This window comes from Komagataeibacter kakiaceti JCM 25156, assembly GCF_000613305.1.
In genome coordinates this window covers 1-3,174 of the sequence record NZ_BAIO01000278.1, presented here as the reverse complement: position 1 = coordinate 3,174, position 3,174 = coordinate 1, and the positions used below count along the sequence as shown (strand labels likewise).

Annotated in this window: 3 protein-coding genes; 2 read left to right on the top strand and 1 reads right to left on the bottom strand. The window is 64.1% G+C overall.

Features of this window, described 5'->3' with window-relative positions; genetic code table 11:
* Positions 1-1,158 (top strand): HsdM family class I SAM-dependent methyltransferase (locus JCM25156_RS12230; protein WP_025813289.1); only part of this gene is annotated, 1,158 nt, incomplete at its 5' end.
* Between the two features lie 21 nt (positions 1,159-1,179).
* On the opposite strand, the gene mtnK is transcribed toward JCM25156_RS12230, so the two are convergent.
* On the bottom strand, positions 1,180-2,454 hold the full coding sequence (mtnK, locus tag JCM25156_RS12225; protein ID WP_242402630.1) for an S-methyl-5-thioribose kinase: 1,275 nt from the start codon (positions 2,452-2,454) through the stop codon (positions 1,180-1,182).
* Between the two features lie 115 nt (positions 2,455-2,569).
* On the opposite strand from mtnK, the gene bfr reads away from it, so the two are divergent.
* The gene (gene bfr, locus JCM25156_RS12220; protein ID WP_025813287.1) at positions 2,570-3,055 is read left to right on the top strand and encodes a bacterioferritin; all 486 of its coding nucleotides are present in this window, start codon (positions 2,570-2,572) and stop codon (positions 3,053-3,055) included.
* Positions 3,056-3,174: the final 119 nt, after the last annotated feature.

The following is a 3,174-nucleotide window of genomic DNA, read 5'->3' as shown; positions in this document are numbered from 1 at the left end:
CAGGAACTGAACGTGCAGTCCTGCGCCCTGTGCCGCGCCGACCTGCTGCTGCGCGGGCAGAAGCCGCAAAACATCGCGCAGGGTGATACCCTGCTGGCCGATGGGCATAGGGGGCGACGTTTTGCCCGTATGCTGGCCAATCCCCCTTTCGGGCTGGACTGGCGTCATATCCGCGATGCGATCCGGGCGGAACACGCCCAAGGGTCCGCCGGACGCTTCGCCGCCGGGCTGCCCCGGGTATCGGACGGGTCGATGCTGTTCATGCTGCACCTGCTGGCCAAGATGCGCGCGCCCCGCCACGGGGGCGGTCGCGTGGGCGTTGTCACCCATGCGGCGGCGCTGTGCGGTGGGGGCGCGGAGACGGGAGAATCCGCCATCCGGCGTTATCTGGTGGAGCATGACCTGATCGATACGGTCATTGCCCTGCCCACGGATATGTTCATCAATACCGGCATCGCCACCTATGTATGGATACTCGATAACCGCAAGCCAGCCGCGCGCAGGGGCAGGATCCGCCTGATTGACGCCTCCCCCCTGTGGCGCAGGACGCCGCGCGGTAGCGGTGAGAAGCGGCGCGAGATGGCGGGAACACATCTTGCGGCCATCACACGGGCCTATGGGGCCGATGGTGAACTGGACATCGCCCTGCGGGAGAACGCGGATGGTGCGGCTGAAGCCCTGGCCCTGTTGCCGCGTGACCTGCCGGAAGGGCAATGGCCCCCCGCGAGCGCCATGGAATCACAATCGCCCGATCCGACCGGAGAGGGGGACGACGCCTCTCTTCCCCCCACCAGTGGATGGACACGCCGGGCCGGGTTTTCACGTATCGTGGCGGGGCGGGAATTTCTGTACCGCAGTCTGGTGGTCGAACACCCGGCGCGCGCGGGTGCCCCTGCCCGCACGGTTTTCACCATACCCATGGATCTGGAGCCCCAGGCGTGGTTCACCCGCATGATCCAGCCCCATGACCCCGAAGCACGGCTGGACATGACGCGCGCGGCGGTCGGGTGCGCGATCTCGTTCGCATCCCATTTCCATCGCCCCGTGCTGCCACGCCCGCTGGACGAGATTACGGCGGATCTGCAACGCTCCATGGCCCGGCTCGTCGCGCTGGCGGCGGAGGAGGAAGATGGCGTGGATCGCGATGCGGTCCCCTGATCGCGCCGCGCCCGGGACTTTCTACAGCCCGGCTTTCCCGTATTCATCCAGACGGAGCAGGAAGTCCCCAATCGTGCGGATCTGCGCCGTGTGGTCGAGGATGTGGTAGGCGAAGGATAACGCCCCCGCGCGGCAGGCCCCACGCTGGCGCGGATCGGTGATGACATCGAAATCCGCCGTATGGGCATAGCCGATGAGGCGGCGGATGATCTCGGCTGAGGCGAAACCGATGGTGTCGGCCTCCACTTCCTCCAGGAAGGCAAGCTGCGCCATATGGGATGCGGGACCATAGGCCAGCGGGCGCAGCGTGCCCGGCGGTGGCGCTTCATCGCGGTTCCACAGGGCGAGGAACCGTTCATGGAAACTGGCCCAGAACGCGGCGATGTCGCGCAGCGTGGCCTTGCGCGCCGCAATATCCGGCGTTGCGAAATAATGCAGCACGAGATTGCCGACAAACATGCCGCAATCGAACCCGATGGGACCGTAGAGTGCGAATTCGCCATCAATCACGCGCGTATCCTCGGGCGTGGTCATGATCGAGCCGGTATGCAGATCCCCATGCAGCAGCGCCTGTGGTTGTGACAGGAAGCGCCGGCGCAGGTTCTCGACCGCCAGCAGCGTGGGCGCGCTGGAACGGATGTCGAGCACCAGCGGCGTCAGGTCCGTCTCGTCCCAGTTATTGCGCGGATGGTCGCGATAGGGCTGGTCGAATACGAGATCGAGCGTGATGCGGGTCAGCGCGACATTGCCCGCGAAGATGCGGCGGGCGGCGAATATATCCTCGAACGGCTGGGCGAGCAGCGATGTGCCGAAAGTCGCCTGCGCGATGAAGGTTCCGATGCGCGGGGCGACGTCGGGCCAGTCCAGCGCGCGCATGAGCGCCGTGCGGTAAACCGTGTGGCTGGACAGGCTTTCAACGATCAGGACATGCAGCACCGGGTCGAAATGCAGGAATTCGGTGGTCAGCCCCCCCACCAGCGGCAGGACCGCGCGCAGCCATGTGGCTTCGAAAAACGTGCGGTCCAGCGGCATTTTCCATGTCGGGTCCACGCGCACATGCGGCAGTGACTGCTTGAGGCAGACCTCCCCCTCCGGGCCGCCGACGATGAAGACATTGTTCAGGTTGCCGTCACTGACCTCCCGCACCCGCCACAGATCCGGCGTGCCGCCAAGGCGCCGGGCAACCACGGGTACGCCCGCGATCAGGCCGCGGATGCCCGCCGCGCCCAGCGTGTGATAGGAGGTCTGGTTCATGTCGTTTTCCCTGCCATGCGCCGTATCGGGCGGTCGGGCCACAATTATGGCAAGGTTGCGCGGGGTTCCGGGATATGCAACGCTTTTTTATATTTGTCCCGCGGAAGACTATACACGAATCCGGAGTGGCAAAACCATGGCATCAGGAGCGGCGTCCATGATCAAGGATCCGAAGGTTATTGAACACCTCAACACCCAGCTTACGAATGAGCTGACGGCGATCAACCAGTATTATCTTCATGCCCGTACCCTGCGCCACTGGGGCGTGACCCTGCTGGGCAAGAAGGAATACGAGGAATCGATCGAGGAAATGCGCCATGCCGACTGGCTGATCGAGCGCATCCTGTATCTGGGCGGCCTGCCCAACGTGCAGCGCTACAACCAGATTCTGGTGGGCGAGAATGTTGAGGAAATCCTCAAATGCGACCTCAAGCTGGAAGAAAAGGCGATCGGTGACCTGCGTGAAGGCATCGCCTACTGTGAAAGCGTGCGCGATTATGTCTCGCGTGACCTGCTGCTCAAGATCCTGGTGAACGAGGAAGAACATGAGGACTTCCTTGACCGCCAGTTCGACCTGATCAAGCAGATCGGCATCGAACGCTACATCAAGCTCAACTCCGCCCCCGCGCCCGATCAGGAATAACCATTGCTCCCGCCGGTCGCGGCGGACTGCATTGCACGACACGGGGCCGGATCATTTTCCGGCCCCGTTTGCGTTTGCGCGCCTGTTTCTATGCGCCGGAGGCATGCGCGGCGGCGGCG

Bases quoted from the DNA above. Each gene is read 5' to 3' on its own strand.
- bfr (WP_025813287.1), top strand. From the start codon at position 2,570: ATGATCAAGGATCCGAAGGTTATTGAACACCTCAACACCCAGCTTACG.